A 20,629-nucleotide genomic window follows, 5' to 3' on the forward strand; every position below is an offset into this window, starting at 1 on the left:
GGCCACCTTGAGGGACGTATGGTCTCTCAAGGTGGCCTTCAGGGCCCTGTCGCTCGGCCGGGTGAGTCAGCGGACGCGGGCGAGCACGAACCCGTCGTAACCCTTGCTGCCGACGGTTTGCACGGCCGTGGCGTCGAGCCGGTCGTCGCCCGTCATCGCCTCGAGCATCCCGCGCACGCCCCGCACGGCGGCGTCGGAGCCGGAATCGTCGACCACGCCGCCGCCGCGCACGACGTTGTCGACCACGACCGTCGTGCCGGGCCGCGAGAGTTCAAGCGCGGCGGCGAGGTAGCCGGGCAGGTTGACCTTGTCGGCGTCGATGAACACGAAGTCGAACGGCCCGGTCAGCCCCGGCAACGTCTCCAGGGCGGCGCCGACGCGGATGTCCACCACGTCTTCGCCGAAGCCCGCGCGGTCCAGGTTCGCGCGCGCGACCTTGGCGTGTCTCGGCTCGTATTCACAGGTGACGAGCTTGCCGCCGGGCGGCAACGCGCGGGCGAGCCAGATCGTGCTGTACCCGCCGAGCGTGCCGATCTCCAGGATCGACCGCGCGCCGGCCGTCAGGGCCAGCAGGTAGAGCATTTTGCCCTGATTGGGCGCGACGGCGATGGACGGCAGCCCGGCCGCCGCCGAATCGGCCAGCGCGGCGTCGAGCACCGGGTCGGCGGGGATCAGCGCGTCGGACAGATAACTGTCGACTTCGGTCCAGAGTTCGCGGGTCATGGCACCTCCACGGCCAATCTAGGGCAACTCGGCGACCCGCGTGATCGACGTCAGTCGCCGCGCCGCGTCGCCTTCGGGATCACCAGCGGGGTACCGGTTTCCGGGCAGGGCATCACGCGGCAGGGGAGTTCGAAGATCTTCTCGACGTTCTCCTCCGTGACGACCTCGGCCGGGGTGCCGGTGGCCAGCACCTGGCCGTCGCGCATCGCGATCATGTGCGTGGCGTAGCGGGCGGCGTGGTTGAGGTCGTGCAGCACGGCCACGAGGGTGCGGCCCTGCTCGGCGTGCAGCTGCGCGCACAGGTCGAGGATGTCCATCTGGTGCGCGATGTCCAGGTACGTGGTGGGCTCGTCGAGCAGCAGCAGGTCGGTCTGCTGCGCCAGTGCCATCGCCATCCAGACGCGCTGGCGCTGGCCGCCGGACAGCTCGTCCACCAGCCGCTCGGCCAGGTCGTCGACCCCGGTGGCGCGCATGGACTCCGCGACCACGGCGGCGTCGTCACGGGACCACTGGCGCAGCAGGCGCTGGTGCGGGTACCGGCCGCGCGCGACGAGGTCGGCCACCGTGATGCCGTCCGGCGCGACGGAGCTCTGCGGCAGCAGGCCCAGCCGGCGCGCGACCTCCTTCGCGCCGTAGCTGGAGATCACCTCGCCGTCGAGGTACACCGATCCCTGACGCGGCTTGAGCATGCGTGCGAGCGCCCGCAGCAGGGTGGTCTTGCCGCAGGCGTTCGGGCCGACGATGACCGTGAACGACTTGTCCGGGATGACCACGCCGAGCTGCTGGGCGACGGTGCGCCCGTCGTAGGCGAGGGTCAGTGCCTCGGCGTGCAGGCGCGGCTCGGCACGGGGCGGCGCTTCGGCGATCGTCTGTTCCACAAAGGCTAGGCTAACCTAGTGACCCTCGTTCGGGGAGTTCCGTGGGTCGCATTCGCCCACCGTGACGGCCCGGTGCCATCATGCGAGCGGCAAATCCCCTGGCGCGAGCGAAGGTGACGATGGACGACTACCGGGTCGTCGCGGACGAGCTCGCCGCCGAAATCGAGGCCGGACGGCTGCGTCCCGGCGACCGCCTGCCGCCGCAGCGCCGCTTCGCGCGTGACCGCGGGATCGCCGGCTCCACCGCCGCCCGCGTGTACAGCGAGCTGACCCGCCGCGGGCTGGCTATCGGCGAAGTCGGCAGAGGGACTTTCGTGCGCGCCGCGCGTCCGGCGCCCGAGCCCGCGCTGGCCGAGCCGGGTGACGCGAGGGTGGACTTGGAACTCAACTTCGCCGTGCTGCCAAGCCAATCCGCGAAGCTGGCGTACGCGCTGGAGCCGCTGCTTCGCGCGGACGTCTTCACGGACGCGCTGTACCCGGTGGGCGCGGCGGGCACGAAGGCCGTCCGCGAAGCCGCCGCGGGACTGCTCGCGCGCGGCGGCTGGACGCCGGACCCGGGCACGTTGCTGATCACCGGCAATGGGCGGCAGGGCATCGCGGCGGCCGTCTCGGCGTTCGTGCCGATGGGGGAGCGGCTGGCGGTCGAGGCGCTGACGTACCCCGTGGTCAAGGCGATGGCCCTGCGGCTGGGCGTCGAGCTGGTGCCGATCGCGACCGACGCCGACGGCCTGGTCCCCGCCGCCCTCGCGGCCGCCCACGCGGCGGCGCCGGTGCGCGCGCTCTACGTCCAGCCGACGCTGCACAACCCGCTCGGCCCGACCATGCCCGCGGCCCGTCGCGCCGAACTGGCGGACACCGTGCGGCGGCTGGATTTACCCGTGATCGAGGACGGCATTTACACGTTCCTGCGCCCGGACACCGCGCCGCTGGCGGCTTTGGTGCCGGAGCGGACGGTGTTCGTGGACAGCCTGTCCAAGCGCGTCGCCCCGGGCCTGACGGCGGGTTTCCTGGTGACGCCCGCGCAGTGGACTTCGCGGCTGGCTGCGGCCGTGCGCTCGGGCGGCTGGTCCGCGTCCCGCTTCGCCATGGAAGCGGCGACGCGCTGGATCGCCGGCGGCGTGCTGGCCGAGGTGGAAGACGCGAAGCGCGCTGACGCCGCGAAGCGCGCGAAGATCGTCGACGAGCGGCTGGCCGGCTTCCGCGTGCTGGGCGACCCGGCTGCCTATCACCGTTGGTGGGAGCTGCCGGAGCAGTGGCGCGCGGAGACGTTCGTGGCGGCGGCCGCGCGCCGGGGCATCGCGCTCTCGCCCGCGGCCGCTTTCGCGGTGCTCCCGGGGCACGCGCCGAACGCCGTGCGGTTCGCCGTTTCCGCGCCACCTGAGGAGACTTTGGCTGCGGCGCTGGATGTGCTGGCCGGGCTGGCGGCTGGGGCGCCGGAGGACAGCCTCGTCGAGTAAAGCTCGTGAGTGCCTATGACGGTTCTAACCGGCATAAACACTCACGAGGCCCATTTGCCCACAAAACTGCCACACACCACCGGCTGCCCGGTGAGCTTCGCGCGGATCGCGTTCTCCAGCCCGGTGTAGTCGACGTTCGGGGTGCCCGGCGGAACCGACGCGGGCACCGGGCCGCCGTTGGCGAGGGTTTCGTTCGAGACCGTTTCGAAGATCACCAGGTAGTCGCCCTCGTGGTTGAGGCGGTCGGCGGTGGTCAGCATGCGCTCGGGCGCGTCGCCGACGATCTCGGCCGGCAGCGGCCACTCCAGCGGGAACGGGTTGCGCAGGCCGAAAGCGGGGTAGGCGAACGGGTTGTCCGGCAGCACCGCCACCCGGCCGGCCGGGTGCTGGTTCAGGCAGTCGCGGATCTGGGCGACGTAGGCGAACGTGGCGGGATTCGTGCGGACGCCCGCCATGGCTGGGCTGACCGTGCCGAGGTCGGCGGTGAGCCGGTCGTGCGAGAGATCGTGGTACGCCGCTTCGTCGTGGTGCGCCACCACCATCCAGCCGCACAGCGCGACGACGGTGACGCCGGCCGTTGCCGTCAGCCAGGGGCGGGCGAAGCGGCTTCGCACCAGCGCGCGTTCCGGCAGGATCCCGGCGACCAGCAGCAGCGCGGTGAGCGCGAGGGTGCCGGTGAGCAGCGTCGGGGTGTCGTTGCCCCAGGAGAGGCTGGTCATGAAGCCGGTCGCGAGCACCAGCAGCCCCGCCCACGGCAGCCGCTTGCGCACACTCGCGTGCACCACCACGGCCATCGCGAGGATCCACCACAGCACGTCGGCCCAGCGCGACGAGCCCGTGAACCGGCCGTCAACCGTGGTCCAGACCACCGCGGCCGCGCCGCCCAGCGCGAGCAGCCACGAAGCCACGCGCCCGGCCACGCCGAGCCGGTCGCCGGTGAGGCGCACCAAAACCAGGACAACGGCGATCGCGGCGAAGAACGTCAGCTCGCGCACCGGCGGGACCATCAGCGCCGCGGGGTCGTCCAGCCACAGGCCGAGCAGGCGTTCGCCGTACACGGGGATGCCGCCGGTCAGCTGCGTGACCATCTCGCCGAAGCCGCCGCCGGCCGTCACCCAGGCGACGTAACCGAGGCCGAACGCGCCGAGCGCCAGGACGTCGGGGACCAGGCGGCGCCGGCGGCCGGGGTAGCTGAGCGTCCAGGCCAGGCCGATCAGGGCGGCGGGCACGAAGCTCTGCTTCATGAACACGGCCGCGCCGAGCAGAACGAGCCCGCCGAGCCGGGGCAGCGTTTTGCCGCTGCGCAGGCCGGCGTCCAGTGCCCAAGCGCCGCACGCGGTGAGCGTGATGCCGTCGACGGTGTGCCAGGCCATGAGCGGGAACCCGTTGAGGTTGATCAACGCGGTGGCGGCGACCAGCGCCGTGCGCCCCACGCCCCAGGTGAGCACCGGCCGCCGCATCACCAGCACGGCGAACGCGATCGTGGCGAGGATGATCTCGACCATCGCGAAGACACTGGAGGAGAAGAACAACGGCCCCGGCAGCGCGAAGTCGATCACGTGGAGGATCGCCGACCCGAGCGGCCGCGCGGAGATGATCTCGGCGTGCGGCACTTCGCCCAGCAGCACCCGCCAGGCCTGTGCCAGGATGAACCCCTGGTCCGTGGGGTGGAACCCGAACCTCCCGACGCGCAACTCCGTCGCGAACGCGAGCCCCGCCACCCACGCGGCGTGCACGGCCCACCGCACCACCGCCCGTCGCCTGGGCAGCCCCGCGGCGACCGACGGCAGCGCAGGACTGGCGACGTCCACGCTGGCCTCTTCCTTCCCGCTTCGCACTGTCTTCCCGCCCTGTCTGGCTAGACAGGCTCCCTAGACAGCCCGGCTGGACAGCGATGGTAGCGACCATGCCCCCACTTCACCGGCCGTGCCTTGTCCACACCTCGTGGCAGTGTCCACAGCCCGCCGCGGCGGTGCCCAGCGCGGGCCTTGCTCTCGCGCGTCACCTACGCCGCGACTTCGGCGAGAAGAACGGCCGAGGCGCTCCGCAGGATCGTGGGTGACTTCGGCACCCGGACAGCCAAGGTTCGAGATCACCGCACGGTGTGAGCGGGAAATGCAGATTGCTTCGGATCTGGATCGTCTTTGAATTTAGATACTACGCCGGAAAATCGCGGCGTTTTGTCTCTATTTGCATAGTGAATAATGTTGATCAGATACGGTTCGGGAGCTATCCGGCGAGAGGTTCGGGCGGGTTCACGCTGCCCGGTCGAAATGCTTCCGAACAGGGGTGGCGGCCATCCATCGGGGTGATGATCTGGCGAGGTGCTGTGTGGACAGCCGGCAGCGGCTAGTGTCCGGCTAGCGCTTGACAAGCACACCTTGGCGTGGGCGCCGATAGCTACTCGATTGGTGCGGTCGGAGGTTCTGATGCCGAGTGGTCATCAGTCGTCTGGGGAGTGGGAGTTGCATGGCTGGGTGGTTTCAGCGGCGGCGGATGAATCTGATGGCGGTTGTTGCGGTACTGCTGACCGTGATCGTGGGGCTGCTGACCAATCAGTTGACGTCCCAGTGGGGATGGGGCCTGGGGACCGCACTCCTTGTGACGACGGGGCTTCTTGGATGGGTGGCCTGGTATGACAAGTCGGTCCAACGACACTCAGAAGGTACCGCGGCCGAGGGTGGGAAGAGTGGCACTTCTGGCGCAGGGGAGGCCTGCAACACTAAAGGGTCCGGAAGAAACATCGTGCAGATCGATAGCGCTGACTACCTCGATGAGCGTAGATCGAAAGTCGCACCGCCAGTCCGAATGCTGCCACGACCGACCGAGAATTTCACCAACCAGGTCATCGCGCTGGACAAGGCATCTGACGCAGTCGTACACAGCGGTGATCGTGACGGCCCGAAGATCGTGGTGATCCAAGGCTCCCCGGGGATCGGGACAACTCAGGCGGCACTGATGCTCGCGCATCGACGCGCGGACGACTATCCGGACGGGCAGTTCTACGCTGACCTCGGCAGCCGTACCGGGGAATCCGCCGCACTGCGGAACATCCTCGGTGACTTCCTGATCGGGTGGGGCTTCGCCAAGAACGACCTTCCGGACAGCACAGAGGCACGGGCGGGGTGGTTTCGTAGCAGCACCGAGGGCCATGCGGTCGTGATGGTGATCGATGGCGCATCCTCGGCTGAGCAGGTCCGGACATTGCTGCCAGGACCCGGCCGATCCATGGTCGTGGTGACTGAGCGGGCGCCGTTGAGTGATCTTTGCGTCACCGGGGCGGTGACGTTCGTCGAGTTGCATCCGCTGGGTAATGCCGCGGCTGAGCTGCTGCTGACCCGCATCATCGGGTTGCGTCGGGCGGAGGCCGAAATCGACGCTGTCCGGGAGGTCGTTCGCCGCTGCATAGGGCTGCCCGCAGCTTTGGCCGCTGCCGGATCGCTGGTGCGACGGTTCGGAGACCGGCCTATCGCTCGCCTGGTGGAGGCGCTACGCGATGAGCAGCGTCGGTTGCAAGTGCTGTCCCCGGGCACAGGGATCTCGCTTGCGGCGTTGTTCAACGCCGCGTACCGACGTCTGAAGCCTATGGGGCAGCGCGTATACGGTTTGCTGGGCCTGGAACCTGGCACTGATCAAGTCAGTCTTGACCTGATCAGGTACCTCACCGGTCTCTCCGCGGACGAGGTGCGGGCCACGATGGACGAGCTGATCGCCTACAAACTCGCCGAGGAACCCTTCGAGGAGCGGTATCTGGTGCGGGAGTGGATCCGGGACCACACACCCACCACGCTCGAGACGCGGGAGCGCGAGCTGCTCTCTACGAGAAAATTTCGCTACTACCATGATGGGCTCCTTGCAGCCGAGGAGGTCGTGGCCGGTCGGCGGGGCTGGCGACAGCTGTTCTTCCCGCACTTGGCCGGCTGGCCGGACCGCTTCGCTGCGGACCAGGACGCGGCCTGGGCGTGGCTGGAGGCCGAACGGGCCAACTTGCTGGCCTGCATCGAGTTCGCTGCCAAGAGGCAGTGGCACAACGAAGTAATCCTGCTGAATCTCCTGCTGTTCCCCCTGTACGAGAAGGGAAAGTACGACGACGAGCTGCTCAGCGCGAGCGCTCTCGGCGTCGGCGCCGCCGTCGCTACCGAGAATCACGGGGTGCACAGTGTGATCCGTAGCCAATGTGGCTACGCCTACCGGGACCGTTGGGAGCTCGACAAAGCCGCAGCAGAGTTCGCCGAAGCCGTGGAGCTTGCCCTCAGAGTGAACCTCGACATCGCCGAAGGCACAGCGCTGGAAGGCTTGGGACTCACCTTTTCCGACCAGGGGGACAAGCCGGGCGCGAGGGAGGCGTTGCGACGCAACCATGTCATCGCCATGGCCAGTGGCGATGACCGGCGTCTCGCGATCGCCTGCTTGCTCTTGGCTCGAGTCGAAGATCCTGAGCGGGCATTCCCGTTGCTCGACGAAGCCGCCAGGCTGTTCGCGGGCATGGGGCAGGACGAATCTGTCAATCTCGCGAAGGTCACAACCTGTGGAGGCATCAAGCTCATCGAAGCCGGGCTGTATGAAGATGCTCTCGAGCCGTTGAACTACGCGCTGCGGGTGATGGATGAGCACGGCCGGTGGTTCGACCGTGCAATCGTTCTGGAAGCGCTCGGCGACCTTGCCCTCGCCCAAGGCGACCCCGCCCGTGCCTGGGAGCAGTATCGGCTTGCTCTGACGATCTACGCGATCCAGCAGTTCGACGCCCAGGCTGAGCACCTGCGGCGCAAGCTGGATGATCAGGAATAGCTCAGGCCCGCCGACGCCAGATCAGCCGCGTCAGGGTCCGGGCCACCGAAGCCACCGCCGGTTCGCGCGGGAGGTGCTTGGCTTCCGGCGCGGATTCCGGCATCACCCGGTACGCCAGGTGGACCACGAAACGCGCCAGGTTCGGGGCGGCCAGGGTGGCCAGTTCGGCGGCGCGGCCCTCCGGCAGGCTCAAGATCTGCGGCCGCTCCTCCAACGCCTTGACCACCAGCGCCGCCGCGCGTTCGGGAGAACTGGAGGGCAGGCCGCGGTAGCCGGACGGGGCGATCATGGGCGTGCGGACCAGCGGCATGCGCACGGAGCTGAACGTGATGCCGTCCGTCAAAGTCTCGCGGCCGGCCGTCTGGCCGAACTCCTCCAGCGCCGCTTTCGACGCCAGGTAAGCGGAAAACCGCGGGGTGTCGGTCTGCAGGCCCATCGTGGTCACGTTCACCACGTGCCCGAAGCCCCGCTCCGCCATCGACGGTAGCAGGCCCAAAGTCAGCCACACCGGGCCGAAGTAGTTGACGGCCATCGTGCGCTCGTAGTCGTGGAACCGCTCCGTCGAAAGCTGCACCGAGCGGCGGATCGAGCGGCCCGCGTTGTTCACCAGCATGTCGACGGCGCCGTGATCAGCCAGGACGGCCTTCACCAGCGCGTCGACGGCGTCGCCGTCCGTCAGGTCGCACGGGTACGCCGCGGCTTGCCCGCCCGCGGCCGTGATCTCCGCGCGCACCTCCTCCAGCTCGTCCGCGCGCCGCGCCACGAGAAGGACCTTCGCGCCCCGACGCGCGACAGCGAGCGCCGAAGAGCGGCCGATGCCCGAAGACGCCCCCGTGATCAGCACGACGCGTCCCTCGAGCCCCTGCTTACGAGCGCGGTCGGGATCGAGGTGCGCGCGCCAGTAGCGGTACAACGGCCCGGCGTAGTCCCGTAGCTCGGCCAGCGTGACGCCGCTGCCGTACAGCTCCGAAGTTGTCCGCGCGGTGTCGAACTCGACAGCCATGCTCAAGTGCGGCAGGACTTCCAGCGGGATACCCAGTTCGCTCAGCACTGCGGCGCGAGTGGCGCGTCCGCCGGGAATCAGGTCGACGCCCGAGGCCAGGCGCGAGGCCACCGCGCGCAGCGGGCCGGACGGCAGGGTCGCGACGATCCGGGGCCCGCCCGCGGCGCGCGCGAACGCGTTGTAGACCTCGCCCAGCTTCTGCGGCCGCGGCGACGCGAGGTGGTACGTGCTGCCCGAAGCCGCTTCGCGGTGCATCAGGTACTCCATCGCTTCCACGACGTAGTCCACCGGCACCAGGTTCGTCGCGCCCAGCTCCGGCGCGGGCATCGGCAGCCGCTGCGGCAGCGCGGCGAGGCGCGAGATGGCGGGCAGGAAGTAGTACGGGCCGTCGATCTTGTCCATCTCGCCGGTGCGCGAATCGCCGACCACGGCGCTGGGCCGGTAAACCCGGAAGGGCACGTCGCGCTGCGCGCGGACCAGCTTCTCGGCCTCGAACTTCGTTGCGTGGTAAGGGGAACTGAACGTCTGGCCGAGGTCGAAGTCGGTCTCGGCGAAACGGCCGGCGTGGTTGCCGGCCACGGCGATCGACGACACGTGGTGCAGCAGTCCCGCTCGGGCGGCAGCGGCGAAGGCCAGCACGTTGCGGGTGCCTTCGACGTTCGCGGCGCGGTTGGCCTCGTCGCTCGCGGTCAGGTCGTAGACGGCGCCGAGGTGGACCACGTGGTCGATGCCGCCGAACGCGGCCGGGTCGAGGCCCAGCAACGGCTCGGTGAGATCACCGACGGCGGGCGCCAGCTTCTCGGTACCCGCCCAGTCCCGCGCCAGCTCGGCCAGCCGGTCGCGGGAGGTGTTCCGGACGAGGACGTGCACGGCGGTGGTGTCCTGCCGCCGCAGCAGCCGGGCGACCAGGCGCTTCCCCAGGAAGCCCGTCGCGCCCGTCACGAAGTAGGTCGTCATGGCCGCACCTTCTGTTCGGAGTCTGCGGCGACTGTACCTACTCGTGAGTAGTAACGGTAGTTGTCACTCGGGGTGCTGCGCGACGACCACCACGGCGTCGCGCAGGGCGGCCCGCAGCCGGCCGACGTCCAGCGGCCCCAGCACGGCCGCCTCGCCCGGTGGTGCCACGAGCACGATCTTGTCGTCGCTGCTCACGAACACCGTCACGTCCCTCCGCCTGCCCGCCAGATCCCGGCAACCGACCGACCACTCGTCCCGACCCGACACGGTCCTCGCCCTCCGATTCACCCTCGTGGTGGCGCTTGTGCGGGGGTGTGACCGCGGCGGCCGGAGCGCCTTACGCCGGTTCACCCGAATTGCCTACCGGCGAGTTTTCCGGACAGCGGCGGGACAGAAAAGCCCACACATCCGACGTCTGGGTTGACCATCCCGGCGGGCCTCGCGTTAGGTGTGGGTGGACCACGGCCGAGGGCGCTCCTGGAGGAAAACGGTGATGGACACTCCCGACGGCAGCCGGACTTCCCTTTCCCGGCGCGGTTTCCTGGCCGCGACCGGCGGGGTGCTCGCGGGGGCGGCCCTGCCTGCGACGGCGTTGCCGGCCTCGGCGGAACCGGTCGCCACGGGCGCGGCGCCGGTCGCCGGGGGAGTGGCGCCGGTGGATCTGATCGATCCATTCATCGGAGCGGTGACCACTTCCGCCGACACCGCGTGCGGGAAGACGTATCCCGGCGCCGTGAAGCCGTTCGGGATGGTGCAGCTGAGCCCGGACACGGTCTCCGGCGGCGACAACGGCAGCGGCTACTCGGCCGAGATGACCACGATCGAGGGATTCAGCTTCCTGCACATGTCCGGCGTCGGCTGTTACGGCGACCTCGGCAATCTCCAGGTGCTGCCGCAGACCGGCCCGCTCGTGCTCGGCCGGGACGAGGCGAAAAGCCCGTACCGCAAGGAAACCGAGAGCGCGCACGCCGGTTACTACTCCGTGGAGCTGGACCGGTACCGCGTCCGCACCGAGCTGACCGCGGCGACGCGGGCGGGCCAGCTGCGCTTCACTTTCCACGATGCCGGCACCGGCCGCGTCAAGGTCGACCTCACGCGCCGGATCGGCGGCGACGGCTCGCACTCCATCGCGCAGTCCGTGCGCCAGGTCGACGCCACCACCGTCGAAGGCTGGATGCGCTGCGACCACACGGGCGGCGGCTGGATCTGCGACGCGCAGAGCCCGGCGTACACCGTGTACTTCTCGCTGCGCTTCGAGCGGCCGGTCACCGTTTTCGGCACCTGGGACGGCGCCGACGTCCGCACCGATGTCACCGAGCGGACAGGCACGCAGCTCGGTTTCTACGCCGAGTTCCCGGTCTCGGCAGGCGAGCAGGTTGGGGTGAAGGCGGGCGTTTCGTTCGTCGACGTCGACGGCGCGCGGGCGAACCTGCGGCACGACCTGCCGGGCTGGGACTTCCGCGGCGCCGCGGCCGGCGCGCGGACCGCGTGGGCCGAGACGATCGGCAAGGTTTCGGCCGAGGGCGGCACGGCCGAGCAGCGGCAGATCTTCGAAACCGCGCTCTACCACTCGATGACCGACCCGCGCGTGTTCGGCGACGTCGACGGCCGGTACCGCATCGGCGACAACGCGCCGGCCCGGGACGCGTTCACGCACCGGACGCTGTTCAGCGGCTGGGACGTGTTCCGCGCGCAGTTCCCGCTGCTGACGATCGTCGACCCCGGCTCGGTCCAGGACACGATCAGCTCGCTCGTCGGGCTCACCGACGCCGGGCTGGTGCGCGGGCTCGCGCGCTGGGAGCTGCTGGGCAAGGACACCGACACGATGCTCGGCGACGCCGCGGTCAACGTGATCGCCGAGGCCTACCTCAAGGGGATCCGCGGCTTCGACGTCGAGAAGGCGTACCGCTTCTGTCGCGAGGTGGCGCTCGGCCCGGCGGCGCGTTCCAACCGCACGGACTTCGCGAACTGGACGTCGCTCGGCTACTCGGTCACCTACAGCCTGTCGGCGACACTCGAGAACGCCTACAGCGACTACGCCCTCGCACGCTTCGCCGAGGCGCTCGGCAAGAAGGACGACGCCGCCGCGCTGTACCGCACGTCGCAGAACTACCGGAACCTGTTCAACCCCGACGCCGGCTGGTTCCGCGGCCGCAACGCCGACGGCTCGTGGATGGGCCCCGCGGACGGCTGCATCGAGAGCAATCCCGAGCAGCAGGGCTGGTTCGTGCCGCACGACGTGCAGGGCCTGATCGAGCTCGCGGGCGGGCGCCAGGCGTTCAGCGACCGGCTGAACGGGATCTTCGAGCGCACGCCGCCTGAGCTGATGATGAAGTGGAACGAGGATTACAACCACAGCAACGAGCCCGTGCAGCAGATGCCGTTCATGTTCACCTACGCGGGCGCGCCGTGGCTCACGCAGAAATGGTCGCGTTACGTCTGCCGGTACGCCTACCGCCTCGGCCCGAACGGCCTGGCCGGCAACGACGACGCTGGGCAGATGTCGGCCTGGTACGTGCTCGCCGCAGCGGGCTTCTACCCCGTTTCGCCGGCCAGTGGCGTGTACATCCTGGGCAGCCCGGTGTTCGACCGCGTGCGCTTCGCCACCGGCCGCGGCACGACGTTCACCGTGCGGGCCGACGGCAACTCCGAGGACAACGTGTACGTGCGCTCGGCGCGGCTGAACGGCCGTCCGCTGCGGCGGGCGTGGCTGACGCACGAGGAGATCGTCCGCGGCGGCGAACTGCGGCTCACGATGGGCTCGACGCCGGACACCTCGTGGGGCGCCGACCCGCGTCAGGCGCCGCCGTCACTGACCCGGGCCTGACCTCGTCCGACGGGATGTGGCGGGCGGGCATCGGGAGTAGCGTCCTGTCGGCAGGTCGCGGTCGGCGTTGGAGGTCGTGGTGTCGGAACCCCGGAAGATCGTCATCATCGGAGCGGGGCTGGCCGGCGCGTCGGCCGCCACTGCCTTGCGGGAGCGCGGTTACGGGGGTGACGTGCTGCTGATGGGGGCCGACCCGCACCGGCCGTACGAGCTGCCGCCGCTGTCGAAGGGCGTGCTGCTCGGCAACAGCGACGAACCGGACTGGGTCCACGACGAGAGCTACTACGCCGAGCACGACATCCGGCTCACCTCGGGCGTCACGGCGACGCGGCTGGAGCTGGGCGCGCGGCTCGTGCTCGACGACGCGGGCGGCGAGCACCTGTACGACCGGCTCGTGCTGGCCACCGGCTCACGCCCGCGCCCGCTGCCCGTGCCGGGCGGCGACCTCCCAGGCCTGTACACACTCAGGACGTTGGACGATTCGCTGCGGCTGCGTTCGGCGTTCGCGGACGCCGAACGGGTCGTGGTGGTCGGCGCGGGCTGGATCGGCACCGAGGCCGCGGCGGCCGCGCGTCACCACGGCGCGGACGTCACGGTGGTGGCGCCGGAACGACTGCCGCTCGGGCACGTGCTCGGCGACGAGGTCGCGACCGTTTTCCGTGACCTGCACACGGAACACGGCGTGCATTGGCGGCTGGGCGAGCAGGTCGCGGAGGTCCTCGGCGACCCCGGCGGCGTGCGCGGCGTGCGGCTGGCGAGCGGCGACGAGATCGCCGCGGACGCGGTGCTGATCTCGATCGGCGCGGCCCCGCGCGTGGAACTGGCCTACGCGGCCGGCCTGGAACTGTCCGACGACGGCGGCGTCAGCGTCGACGCGGGCCTGCGCACCGCTGCCCCAGACGTCTACGCCATTGGCGACATCGCCGCGCACTTCCACCCGCGCTACGGCCGCCGCGTCCGCGTCGAACACTGGGCGACGGCGCGCACCCAGGGTGCTCACGTGGCGGGCAACCTGCTCGGCGAGAACGAGCCTTACCTGGATCTGCCGTATTTCTTTACGGATCAATACGATCTGGGCTGCGAGTACCGCGGTCTGGCCGACCTGGACACCGACCGGCTGGTGGTGCGCGGTGACTTGGCGGCGCGGGACTTCACCGCGTTCTGGGTCGCCCCGGGTGGCGAGGTGAGCGCGGCGATGAACGTCAACCAATGGGACGACGGCGACGCGCTGCAGGCCCTGGTCGACAGCCGCGCGACGGTGCGGGATGAAGACCTGAAGTCCGGCAGTCTCGCGGAAATCGGCTAGGCCGTTCGTCTTCTTTGGCTTGAATGTGTAACGCCGTCCTCCGGCCGCCGATGATCAGGCGACGACTTGGGGGCGCGAGTGGACGACGACCTGCTGGACTCGCACCCGGACCTGGTGGATCCGGAGTGGCGCAAGCACGCCCAGGCGGACGCCCGGCTGGGGGCCAGGAAGGACCGCCGGCAGCAGCGCGCCAGCCGGCCGCGAAGGCCGAGAAAGCCGCAACGGCGGCGCTGGTGGATCCTCGCCGCGGTGCTGGGGATCCTGGCCGTGACCGGGGCGCTGGTCGTGCTGACCGGGCGCCGGCCCGCGGCCGAGGTGGCCGCGCCCAACCCGACGGCGGTGCCGGTCCTGGCGCCCGTGGACCTGGCCCGGCCGTACGCGCACACCCCGGCCGAGCAGTGGCCCAAGGGCCTCGACGGCATCAGCTCACCCGCCGCGGCCGCCGTCGGGCCGTTCGATGCGGGGGCGGTGGCGGATGCGTACGCGCAGGCCAGGCGCGCGATCTTCGCGGGCCGGCTCGATCCCGCCGCGTTGTTCCAGCACGATCCGAAGGGGTTCGCCGCCCTGCTCGCGCCGGACCAGCGGGACCAGCTCGGCCCCGTGCTCACCGCGAACGCGAAGCCGGCGAAGGGCAAGAGCGCTTTTTCCGGCTACCTGACCGAAATCGCCGACGGTTACCACCTGCTCGACGCGGGCCCGCGCTCGTTCGGCTCGCTGAGCGCGCACCCCGGCAAGCCGGGCGAGCTGGTGGTGGACGCGAAGTACGTGATCGCCTACGCCTTCGACGACGTGCACGCCGCCGGGCTGACCAACCCGGCCGAGATCGTCAGCTTCCTGCGCGTGGACGAGACCTACGTGGTCCGCAGCGGCCCGACCTTCGCCGACGCCAGCCACGGGCTCTGGGCCGCAAACGGCCAGAGCGGCTACTCCTCGGTCGGTTGCGCCGCGGCGGCCGAGGGCTTCCTCGCCCCCGGCTACGCCAACCCGCCGGCCGTCTCGCCGGTCGGTGACCACCAGGACGCGCCCGGTTACTACGACCCGAAGTACCCGGTCCCGACCCTCGACAGCTGCCCGCCGAACTAAGACCCGTTACCCAGCACCAAACCTCACGCGTCGACGGTGGATACCCGGCCTTCTCGATCGAGGTACGCGCGCAGGTTCGAGGGGTCGTAGCTCAGCAGCTCCCGGCGTTCGATGACGCTCGAAGCGACGGACTCGTGCCCCGGGTCGGTCACACCGATGGCACGCGTCACCGGCGGGATCAGGCGGTAGAAACCCTTGCGGGACTGGTACATCGGGCCCAGCGGGTCGGGGACGACACCCGGGTCGGGGGTCAGGGTGAGACCGCACGAGCGGGCCCGGTCGGCCATCCAGCGCATCGGCACGTCGGCCAGGCCGTGCTCGGTCTTGCCGCCCCCGCCGACGTCAGCGTGGTAACCCGCGAACCAGACCTGCTCCACCCGCTGCTTGCTGCCGACCGTCGAAGGCTGCCAGATCGCCGGCACGAACGGCTTGCGGTGCTCGTCGATCGACAGGGCCTGGAACGCCGCGTCCACCTGCGAGCTGAGCGCCGTGTCGTGGAATTCGAAGCGGCGGTTGAACAAATCGGCCGGCCAGACGCCGGTGAGCGGGATGCCCAGCGAGCCCACGGTGTCCCACACGCCGATGAAATGGATCCGCGGCTCGCGCGAGTAAGTCCGGCGGAACAGCGTCGCCTCGGTTTCGCGCGGGTGGCTTGCGTCGCGGCGGTCGCGGTACAGCGCGTACGCGCGGGGCACGAGGTCGACGTGTTCCGGGCGCAGCAGCCCGGAGTTGCGCACCAGCCCGGCGATGCTGCGCACCGTGTACGCGCCCCGGCTGAAGCCGACGAAGAAGATCTCGTCGCCGTCTTCGTAGGTCCGCACCAGAAAGCGGTACGCGTCGCAGACGTCGTCGGACAGGCCGAGCCCGAACGCGCCGCCCAGCAGCTTCCAGCGGACCGTGCCGACGCCGGACTGGTAGTAGACGCGCTGGGCCGCGCCATCCTCGCCGACCGGGGGCACGGACATCGCCAGCCGCGTGACGTTGCTCGGCGCGGCCACCGCCCCGTCGGCCAGGTCGGCCGTGTCCCACGTCCCGTCGCAGCAGATCACGATCCGCTTCGGCATCGCACCTCATTCCCGGAAAGCATCCCGGCTATCAAGGCACGGATCGCGAGGTCATTTCAACGTTTTGGGCAAACTCGCGCCGGCCGGTGCTGCCGGGCGGGTCAGGATGAGGAACGCCAGCAGCGCCAGCACACCGAACCCGGCCATGGTCGCGGCCATCGGCACCGCCGTGCCTGGGCCGCCGAGGCCGACCAGCGGCGTCGCGACCCCGCCGATCACGAACTGCAGCACCCCGAGCAGTGCCGACGCCGAACCAGCCGACCGCGCGTGCTCGGCCAGCGCGAGCGAGCTCGCGTTCGGCATCACCAGCCCGATGCTGGAAACGACCACCAGCAACGGGATCACCAGGCCGATCAGCGGCAGCCCGGCCGTCACCGCGAACAGCACGCCGAGGCCGCCGACCGCCGCCACGGTCAAGCCCGCGGCCAGCAGCGTCCGCTCGGAGAACCGGCCCACCAGGCGGCCGTTGAGCTGGCCGGCGAGCACGATGCCGACGCCGTTGAGGCCGAACACCAGGCTGAACTGCTGCGGGCTGAGGCCGTACACGCCCTGCAGCGCGAAGGAGGAGCCCGAGATGTACGCGAACAGCCCGGCGAACATCAGCCCGGACGCCAGCGCGTAGCCGAGGAAAGCCCGGTCTGCCAGCAATCCCGCGTACGTGCGCAGCACCCCGCCCAGCCGCGCGGGCGTGCGGTTCTCGGCGGCCAGCGGCTCCGGCATCGCGACCGCGACGACCACCAGCAGCAGCACGCCGAACCCGGTCAGCACCACGAACACCCCGCGCCAGGTGGTGAAGTTCAGCAGCTGCCCGCCGAGCACCGGCGCGATGATCGGGGCGAGGCCGTTGACCAGCATCAGCATCGAGAAGAACTTCGTCATCGCCTTGCCGGAGAACAGGTCCCGCACGGTCGCGCGGGAGATCACGAGCCCGGCGGCTGCACCCATCGCCTGCACCGCGCGGGCGACGATCAGCAAAGTGATGTCCGGGCTGACGGCCGCGGCCACCGAGCCCACGACGTACAGCGCCAGCCCGATCAGAAGCGGCACGCGCCGTCCGTACGCGTCGGACAGCGGCCCCGCCACCACCTGCCCGACGGCGAGCCCGACGATGAACGCGGTCAGTGTGAGCTGGACCGTCGAGTCACTCGCGCCGAGGTCGACGGCCAGGCGGGGCAGCGCGGGCAGGTACATGTCGATGGACAGCGGCCCGAACGCCGAGAGCCCGCCGAGGATCAACAGGAACCGAAGGGTCCCTTCGCGCCTCGGCGCCTTCCGCTCGGCTCTGATGCTGCGAGCGGTTTCGGCCGTAGTACTCATGCGTGGTCCCCATCCCCAGAGTCGGCAGGCACGCGCGCCGCGCGTGACCTTCGCTCAAACCCGCGCGCGGCTGTCCGCTATTCCGGTTGTGGCCCGGACCACCCCGGATGCCCGGATCCGGGCTGCGCGCCCCGCCTGGAGGGAGCACGATTGTCCTGGACCGGCGGACCAGGCCCACCTGGGTGATCCGATCAATTTTCAGCCAAATCCGTCCACCCTCTAGATCCGCGGGGACGCGTGCGCTATACATCGGATGTCTTGCTGGAGTGGTGAGAGGGGAACGTCCGTGCAGTTAGTGCGTCTCGGAGCAGCGGGAGATGAGCGTCCGTTCGTCCGTGCCGGTGACGGTGCGCTGTACGAGCTCTCCGGGCTGACCGCCGACATCACCGGCGCCTGGCTCGCGGGCGACGGCCCGGCCCGCGCGGCCGCGGCGCTCGAAGCCGGCGAACTGCCCGCCGCGGGCCCCGAGGCGGCCGGACTGCGGACCGGCCCGCCGATCGCCGCGCCCGGCAAGATCGTCTGCATCGGCATGAACTACCGGCGCCACGCCGAGGAAACCGGCGCGACCGTGCCGTCCGAGCCGGTGCTGTTCATGAAGGCCCCCGACGTGATCGTCGGGCCGGACGACGACGTGCTCATCCCGCGCAAGTCCACCAGCACCGACTGGGAGGTGGAGCTCGGCGTGGTGATCGGCAAGCAGGCGCGGTACCTCGACAGCGTCGAAGACGCGCTGGACCACGTTGCCGGATACGTGCTGTCGAACGACCTCTCCGAGCGCGAGTTCCAGATCCACCGCGGCGGCCAGTGGGACAAGGGCAAGAACTGCGAGACGTTCAACCCGCTCGGCCCGGTGCTGGTGACCGCCGACGAGGTGCCGGACCCGCAGGCGCTCGGCCTGCGCACCTGGGTCAACGGCAAGAAGGTGCAGGACTCGAAGACGTCCGACATGGTCTTCTCCGTGGCCGAGATCGTGCACTACCTCAGCCAGTTCATGGTGCTGCGCCCCGGCGACCTGATCAACACCGGCACCCCCGAGGGCGTCGCGCTCGGGCAGCCTGAGCCCAAGCCGTACCTGCGCGAGGGCGACGTCGTCGAGCTGGAGATCGACGGCCTCGGCCGCCAGCGCCAGACGCTGAGGCAGGCCTGAGATGGCCACGATCGTCGGCATGGAGGTGCTCGACGTCCGGTTCCCCACCTCGCGGGAACTGGACGGCTCGGACGCGATGAACCCGGACCCCGACTACTCGGCCGCGTACGTGGTGCTGCACACCGACGGCGGCCCGGACGGCTACGGGCTCGCGTTCACCATCGGCCGCGGCAATGACGTGCAGGCCGCCGCCATCCGCGCGCTCGCCTCGCACGTGGTCGGCCGCGCCGTGCCCGAGGACGCGCAGGCGCTCGGCGACCTTTCCCGCGAGCTGATCGGCGACTCGCAGTTCCGCTGGCTGGGCCCGGAAAAGGGCGTCGCGCACATGGCGATCGGCGCCGTGGTCAACGCGGCGTGGGACCTCGCCGCGCGCCGCGCCGGGCAACCGCTGTGGAAGTTCGCCGCGAGCATGACGCCGGAAGAGCTGGTCTCGCTCGTCGATTTCCGTTACCTGTCGGACGCGCTCACTGAACAAGAGGCGCTGGAGATCCTGCGCGCCGCCGAGCCCGGCCGGGCCGAGCGGATCGCGAAGCTGGAGGCCGAGGGCTACCGCGCGTACAGCACGTCGCCGGGTTGGCTCGGCTACTCCGACGCGAAGCTGGTGCGGCTGGCCGAGCAGGCCGTGGCGGACGGCTTCGAGATGATCAAGCTGAAGGTCGGTGGCGACGTCGCCGACGACGTCCGGCGGCTGAAGCTGGCGCGCGAGACGGTGGGCCCGGACATCCGCGTCGCCGTCGACGCCAACCAGCGCTGGGACGTCGACACGGCGATCGCGTGGATGACCGAGCTGGCGCCGTTCGACCCGTACTGGATCGAGGAGCCGACCTCGCCCGACGACGTGCTCGGGCACGCCGCCATCGCGAAGGCGCTCGCGCCGATCAAGGTCGCCACCGGTGAGCACGTGCAGAACCGGGTGATGTTCAAGCAGCTGCTGCAGGCCGGCGGCCTCTCGGTGCTCCAGCTCGACGCCGCGCGCGTCGGCGGGGTCAACGAAAACCTCGCGATCCTGTTGCTGGCGGCCAAGTTCGGCGTGCCGGTGTGCCCGCACGCCGGCGGCGTCGGGCTCTGCGAGCTGGTGCGGCACCTGTCGATGTTCGACTTCGTGGCGGTGTCCGGCGAGGACACCGACCGCACCATCGAGTGGGTGGACCACCTGCACGAGCACTTCACCGACCCGGCCGTCGTGCGCGGCGGCCGCTACCTCGCCCCGACCGCCCCCGGGTTCTCCGCGCGCATGCACGACGCGACGCTGCGCCGGTTCCGGTTCCCGGACGGTCCAGAGTGGACGGAGACGCCCAGTGAGTGAATTCGAGGGCCTGGTGGCCGCGGTCACCGGGGGTGCCTCGGGGATCGGCCTCGCCACCGCGCAGCTGCTCGCCGCGAAAGGCGCCCGCGTGGCCGTGCTCGACCTCAAGCCCGACGACGTGCCGGAGCCGCTCGCCGGCTTCCGCTGCGACGTCACCTCCGACGCCGAGGTGACGTCCGCGATCGACGCCGTGGCCGAGCGTTTCGGCCGGCTCGACGTGCTGGTGAACAACGCCGGCATCGGCGCTCAGGGCGACGTCACGGCCAACAGCGACGACGAGTGGCACCGCGTGTTCGACGTGAACGTGGTCGGCATGGTCCGCCTGACGCGCGCGGCGCTGCCGCACCTGAAGGCCTCGCCCTCGGCGGTCGTCGTGAACACCTGCTCCATCGCCGCGTGGGCCGGTCTGCCCGCGCGCGCACTGTATTCGGCGACCAAGGGCGCGGTGCTTTCGCTGACCCTGGCGATGGCGACCGACCACCTGGCCGACCGGGTCCGGGTCAACTGCGTGTGCCCCGGCACCGCGGACACCCCGTGGGTCGGCCGGCTGCTGGACACCGCGGCCGACCCTGCGGCGGAGCGCGACGCACTCGCCGCGCGCCAGCCGATGGGCCGGCTCGTGACCGCCGGCGAGGTGGCGAACGCGATCGCCTACCTCGCCAGCCCGCTTTCCAGCTCGACCACCGGCACCGCGCTCGCGGTGGACGGCGGCATGTACGGCCTGCGCCCGCGGGGACCCGTGCAGAACTGATCTGCCCACGCTGTCATCAAGG

At 70.5% G+C, this 20,629-nt stretch carries 15 protein-coding genes; 8 read left to right on the forward strand and 7 right to left on the reverse strand.

The features are described from left to right. Nucleotides 1–66: 66 nt before the first annotated feature. Together OG371_RS25535 and OG371_RS25540 are read right to left on the reverse strand one after the other, a co-directional pair. Nucleotides 67–723 (reverse strand): O-methyltransferase, encoded by a 657-nt coding sequence (locus tag OG371_RS25535; protein ID WP_329057647.1) that lies wholly within the window; start codon nucleotides 721–723, stop codon nucleotides 67–69. Nucleotides 724–773: 50 nt separating this feature from the next. Next, nucleotides 774–1,601: an ABC transporter ATP-binding protein gene (locus OG371_RS25540; RefSeq protein ID WP_329057648.1), complete on the reverse strand. Its 828-nt coding sequence runs from the start codon at nucleotides 1,599–1,601 to the stop codon at nucleotides 774–776. Nucleotides 1,602–1,720: 119 nt separating this feature from the next. Between OG371_RS25540 and OG371_RS25545 the strand changes: the two genes are divergently transcribed. Then, entirely contained in the window at nucleotides 1,721–3,058 is a 1,338-nt protein-coding gene (locus OG371_RS25545; protein WP_329057649.1) for an aminotransferase-like domain-containing protein, read from the forward strand. 41 nt (nucleotides 3,059–3,099) lie between these two features. Here OG371_RS25545 and OG371_RS25550 read toward each other — a convergent pair whose 3' ends face one another. Then, nucleotides 3,100–4,869, reverse strand: a complete 1,770-nt coding sequence (locus tag OG371_RS25550; protein WP_329057650.1) for a hypothetical protein — start codon at nucleotides 4,867–4,869, stop codon at nucleotides 3,100–3,102. Between the two features lie 934 nt (nucleotides 4,870–5,803). Between OG371_RS25550 and OG371_RS25555 the strand changes: the two genes are divergently transcribed. Next, the gene (locus OG371_RS25555; RefSeq protein WP_329057651.1) at nucleotides 5,804–7,846 is read left to right on the forward strand and encodes a hypothetical protein; all 2,043 of its coding nucleotides are present in this window, start codon (nucleotides 5,804–5,806) and stop codon (nucleotides 7,844–7,846) included. A 1-nt stretch (nucleotide 7,847) separates the two neighbouring features. Here the strand turns inward: OG371_RS25555 and OG371_RS25560 are convergent, their stop codons facing one another. Further along, nucleotides 7,848–9,806, reverse strand: coding sequence for an SDR family oxidoreductase (locus tag OG371_RS25560; protein ID WP_329057652.1), 1,959 nt, complete (start codon nucleotides 9,804–9,806; stop codon nucleotides 7,848–7,850). 63 nt (nucleotides 9,807–9,869) lie between these two features. Next, complete coding sequence (locus OG371_RS25565; RefSeq protein ID WP_091623393.1) at nucleotides 9,870–10,073, reverse strand: hypothetical protein; 204 nt, start codon at nucleotides 10,071–10,073, stop codon at nucleotides 9,870–9,872. A 226-nt stretch (nucleotides 10,074–10,299) separates the two neighbouring features. On the opposite strand from OG371_RS25565, the gene OG371_RS25570 reads away from it, so the two are divergent. From OG371_RS25570 to OG371_RS25580, 3 genes are all read left to right on the forward strand, one after another. Further along, the gene (locus tag OG371_RS25570; RefSeq protein ID WP_329057653.1) at nucleotides 10,300–12,633 is read left to right on the forward strand and encodes a GH92 family glycosyl hydrolase; all 2,334 of its coding nucleotides are present in this window, start codon (nucleotides 10,300–10,302) and stop codon (nucleotides 12,631–12,633) included. A gap of 79 nt (nucleotides 12,634–12,712) precedes the next feature. Continuing rightward, a complete protein-coding gene (locus tag OG371_RS25575; protein ID WP_329057654.1) occupies nucleotides 12,713–13,939 on the forward strand; it encodes an NAD(P)/FAD-dependent oxidoreductase in 1,227 nt (408 codons plus the stop codon). 78 nt (nucleotides 13,940–14,017) lie between these two features. Continuing rightward, nucleotides 14,018–15,022, forward strand: a complete 1,005-nt coding sequence (locus tag OG371_RS25580) for a hypothetical protein (RefSeq protein ID WP_329057655.1) — start codon at nucleotides 14,018–14,020, stop codon at nucleotides 15,020–15,022. Between the two features lie 23 nt (nucleotides 15,023–15,045). On the opposite strand, the gene OG371_RS25585 is transcribed toward OG371_RS25580, so the two are convergent. Next, on the reverse strand, nucleotides 15,046–16,086 hold the full coding sequence (locus OG371_RS25585) for a DUF2235 domain-containing protein (RefSeq protein ID WP_329057656.1): 1,041 nt from the start codon (nucleotides 16,084–16,086) through the stop codon (nucleotides 15,046–15,048). A 51-nt stretch (nucleotides 16,087–16,137) separates the two neighbouring features. Further along, on the reverse strand, nucleotides 16,138–17,403 hold the full coding sequence (locus OG371_RS25590) for a Bcr/CflA family multidrug efflux MFS transporter (protein WP_329057657.1): 1,266 nt from the start codon (nucleotides 17,401–17,403) through the stop codon (nucleotides 16,138–16,140). A 286-nt stretch (nucleotides 17,404–17,689) separates the two neighbouring features. Here OG371_RS25590 and OG371_RS25595 point away from each other — a divergent pair, with 286 nt between their 5' ends. The 3 genes from OG371_RS25595 to OG371_RS25605 are packed head-to-tail and all read left to right on the forward strand — an operon-like array spanning nucleotide 17,690 to nucleotide 20,607. Then, nucleotides 17,690–18,550, forward strand: a complete 861-nt coding sequence (locus OG371_RS25595) for a fumarylacetoacetate hydrolase family protein (protein WP_329057658.1) — start codon at nucleotides 17,690–17,692, stop codon at nucleotides 18,548–18,550. A gap of 1 nt (nucleotide 18,551) precedes the next feature. After that, nucleotides 18,552–19,856 carry an enolase C-terminal domain-like protein gene (locus OG371_RS25600; protein ID WP_329057659.1) on the forward strand — a complete coding sequence of 435 codons (1,305 nt, stop codon included), beginning with the start codon at nucleotides 18,552–18,554 and terminating at the stop codon, nucleotides 19,854–19,856. Next, on the forward strand, nucleotides 19,849–20,607 hold the full coding sequence (locus OG371_RS25605) for an SDR family NAD(P)-dependent oxidoreductase (RefSeq protein WP_329057660.1): 759 nt from the start codon (nucleotides 19,849–19,851) through the stop codon (nucleotides 20,605–20,607). Before OG371_RS25600 ends, OG371_RS25605 begins: the two co-directional genes overlap by 8 nt. The last annotated feature ends 22 nt before the right edge of the window (nucleotides 20,608–20,629 follow it).

Origin of the sequence: Amycolatopsis sp. NBC_01480, from assembly GCF_036227205.1 — a bacterium.
GTDB lineage: Bacteria > Actinomycetota > Actinomycetes > Mycobacteriales > Pseudonocardiaceae > Amycolatopsis.

Coding starts and splice junctions, on each gene's coding strand:
- OG371_RS25570 (WP_329057653.1), top strand. CDS start 10,300: ATGGACACTCCCGACGGCAGCCGGACTTCCCTTTCCCGGCGCGGTTTC.
- OG371_RS25560 (WP_329057652.1), bottom strand. CDS start 9,806: ATGACGACCTACTTCGTGACGGGCGCGACGGGCTTCCTGGGGAAGCGC.
- OG371_RS25600 (WP_329057659.1), top strand. CDS start 18,552: ATGGCCACGATCGTCGGCATGGAGGTGCTCGACGTCCGGTTCCCCACC.
- OG371_RS25585 (WP_329057656.1), bottom strand. CDS start 16,086: ATGCCGAAGCGGATCGTGATCTGCTGCGACGGGACGTGGGACACGGCC.
- OG371_RS25535 (WP_329057647.1), bottom strand. CDS start 723: ATGACCCGCGAACTCTGGACCGAAGTCGACAGTTATCTGTCCGACGCG.
- OG371_RS25590 (WP_329057657.1), bottom strand. CDS start 17,403: ATGAGTACTACGGCCGAAACCGCTCGCAGCATCAGAGCCGAGCGGAAG.
- OG371_RS25545 (WP_329057649.1), top strand. CDS start 1,721: ATGGACGACTACCGGGTCGTCGCGGACGAGCTCGCCGCCGAAATCGAG.